3 protein-coding genes are annotated in these 2853 nt (G+C 60.5%); all 3 read right to left on the bottom strand.

Annotated elements, in window-relative coordinates:
- Window positions 1-17: 17 nt before the first annotated feature.
- Window positions 18-842, bottom strand: a complete 825-nt coding sequence (gene phoU / locus V6C16_RS10715) for a phosphate signaling complex protein PhoU (protein WP_333543183.1) — start codon at window positions 840-842, stop codon at window positions 18-20.
- A gap of 190 nt (window positions 843-1032) precedes the next feature.
- Window positions 1033-1788, bottom strand: coding sequence for a phosphate ABC transporter ATP-binding protein PstB (pstB, locus tag V6C16_RS10720; protein ID WP_333536139.1), 756 nt, complete (start codon window positions 1786-1788; stop codon window positions 1033-1035).
- A partial coding sequence (locus V6C16_RS10725; RefSeq protein WP_333543184.1) for a sensor histidine kinase occupies window positions 1785-2853 on the bottom strand: 1069 nt, incomplete at its 5' end. The genes pstB and V6C16_RS10725, both read right to left, overlap by 4 nt.

Below are 2853 nucleotides of genomic sequence, written 5' to 3' on the forward strand. Positions count from 1 at the left end.
CCGGAACGGCCCGGCCCTCAGGCATTATCGGTATGCCTTTCCTTGCTTCGGCGCAACTGCTGCTTTTCCCCTGCCGAAGCGTCCGGAGCCTTGTTGCCACTGCCTGACGCCGCTGCGCGCTCGTACGCGCCGGGCTGCAAAGGCTCCGTCAAGGACACTGCCGCCTCTTCACGTCCGTCGCCCCTGTGTTTGAGGCTTTCACCGCGCCCTATAAAGTAGACATGCTCGGCAATATTGATGGACCGACGCCAGATGCGCGTCAGCGAACGCGCCACAAGAATGATATGCATGGCGACGTGCGGTTTTAAACTGCAATGCGGATCAGACAGGCATTCCATAATGCCCTGTATGATACGCACTTCATTCTGCACGGCCTCGTCATCGCCACGGCTCAAGGCAAGCGCTCCCTGGGCGTCATTATCGCGAAAGACCCGCACGGCGCTTTCAAAAGCTTCGCGTGCGCCCTCATACAGTTCGCGTACGTGGGACATCATGCTGAAACCAGGCATGTTCTGCATAAGAATGGCCTGCTCGGATATGCTGACGGCCTCGTCGCCGATGCGCTCCAGGTCCACCACCATGCGCAGCGATGTCACCACAAAACGCAGGTCTCCGGCCACAGGCTGCGAACGGGCCAGCAGGCGCAGGGCCATTTCGTCAATTTCGTTTTCCAGGGCGTCTATGGCCGCGTCGCTTTCAATCACTGCGGCGGCCCTGCCGGGATCATTGGCCGCAAGCGCCTTGCCCGCCTCTTCCAGCGCAATGCCCACGCTGGCGCACATGACCAGAAGACGGGTGCGCAAAGTTACAAGCAGTTGCTGCAGATAGTTGGCCTGTTGCATGGTGCTCTCCTGAAAAGTGCGATGAAATGAATGAGAATTGCTTGTAGTTGCCCAAGGCATTTTTTGAAAGAATAATTCTAAAATGCTGCAGAACTTTCACCCCGGCATCGCGTCTCGCGGGCAGGCTACGCGCGCCTTGACGGCGGGACACTGCCGCGCAGGCTTCTGATCCGTTTTACAAAAAGCCGCACTAGCCAAAACGGCCTGTAATATAGTCTTCTGTCTGTTTTTTGCCGGGCCGTGTGAACATGATATCCGTGGCATTGTGCTCGATAAGCTCGCCCATGTAGAAAAAGGCCGTGGTGTCGGACACGCGGGCGGCCTGCTGCATGTTGTGGGTGACGATGATGATGGACAGCGACTCGCGCAGTTCGCGTATGCTTTCTTCAATTTTCTGCGTGGCTATGGGGTCAAGGGCGCTGGCGGGTTCATCCATAAGCAGCACCTCCGGCTCCACGGCCAGGGCGCGGGCAATGCACAGGCGCTGCTGCTGCCCGCCGGAAAGCCCCAGCGCAGGAGCCTGAAGGCGATCTTTTACTTCCTCAAAAATGGCGGCCCGCCGCAGGGAAAGCTCCACTTTTTCCGCAATGAGGCTTTCGTCCCGCAGGCCGTTGACGCGCAGACCGTAAGCCACATTTTCGTAAATGGTCTTGGGAAACGGATTGGGTTTCTGAAAGACCATGCCAACCCGGCAACGCAGAGAAACCACATCTGTATCCGGCCGGTTCACATCCTTGCCGTCCAGCAGGATTTCGCCTTCAACGCGCGCGCCCGGCACAAGGTCGTTCATGCGGTTCAGACAGCGTAAAAAGGTGGACTTGCCGCAGCCCGAGGGGCCGATGAGCGCCGTAACCCGGCACGGTTCAAAGGCCAGACTGACCTCATGCAGGGCCTTGTGCTGCCCGTAGTAGACGCTGACATTGCGCGCCTGCAGGTATTCCTTCATGACTGTGCTGCTCCGTGGGCAGAAGTGAGAGTGAAAACAAGCGCCGTGCTGCCGTCCGGGGCGGGGCTTTCCGCCCGGATACTGCCGCCGTGCCGCTCAAGGATGTGCTTGCAGATGGCAAGGCCGAGGCCGGTGCTGGCCTGCCCCCGATGACGCTCCACCTGGTAGAAACGCTCAAAGATGCGCTCCTGATCTTGCCGGGGAATGCCCGGACCATCGTCGGCAACGCGAAAAATCACACTGTCGCCCGCCTGCCGCGCCGTTACGCGAATGCTGCCGCCTTCTGGCGCGTAACGCCCCGCATTTTCCAGAAGGTTGCGAAAAACCTGCGTCAAGTGGGGCAGGCTGGCCATCACCCGGCAACTGGCGGAAAGATGCGACTCCACCCGGCAGCCCCGGCGCTCCAGCACTTCACGGCACATGCCCGTTGCCTGGGTGAGAGCTTCTCCCGGATCTGTGGGAACAAGCTCAAGGCTGCCGCTTTTGCCCTCAAGACGGGCCAGCGTCAGCAGGTCTTCCACCATGCGTGAAAGGTAGGCTCCGTTTTTGAGAATTATTTCGCCAAACCTGCGGCATTCGGGCGGCCCGTCAATGCTGGTGAGGGTTTCGGCATAGCCCTGTATGGCCGTGAGCGGCGTGCGCAATTCGTGCGACACATTGGCAACAAAGTCGCGCCGCACACGCTCAAGCCGCATAAGCTCCGTAATGTCGTGGAACACGGCCACAGCGCCCACCTGCTCCCCGTCCGCCATCTCCGCCGCCGGAGGCAGGGAAATGCAGACAGACATGACCTGGCCAGAGGGCAGTTCCAGATGCAGATAGCGCTGCACGCGCCCGCCTTCCACGGCAGGGGATTCCGGGCCACCCTGTCCTTCATGTCCTTCCGGCCTCGCGCCGGGCATTGCAGTATCTGCGGACGTGCGGGCCACCTCTGGGACCATCGGCAAGGCCTGACCATCCGTTGCCGTCACAGCGCCGGGAACAGCCGCTGCATGAGCAGCAGGATCAGCCGGGCCGCCCTGATTGACGGCAACATGCCGTGCCGAAACGGGGATCGGAAGAGCG

This window comes from Desulfovibrio sp. 1188_IL3213, from assembly GCF_036763145.1.
Lineage (GTDB): Bacteria > Desulfobacterota > Desulfovibrionia > Desulfovibrionales > Desulfovibrionaceae > Desulfovibrio.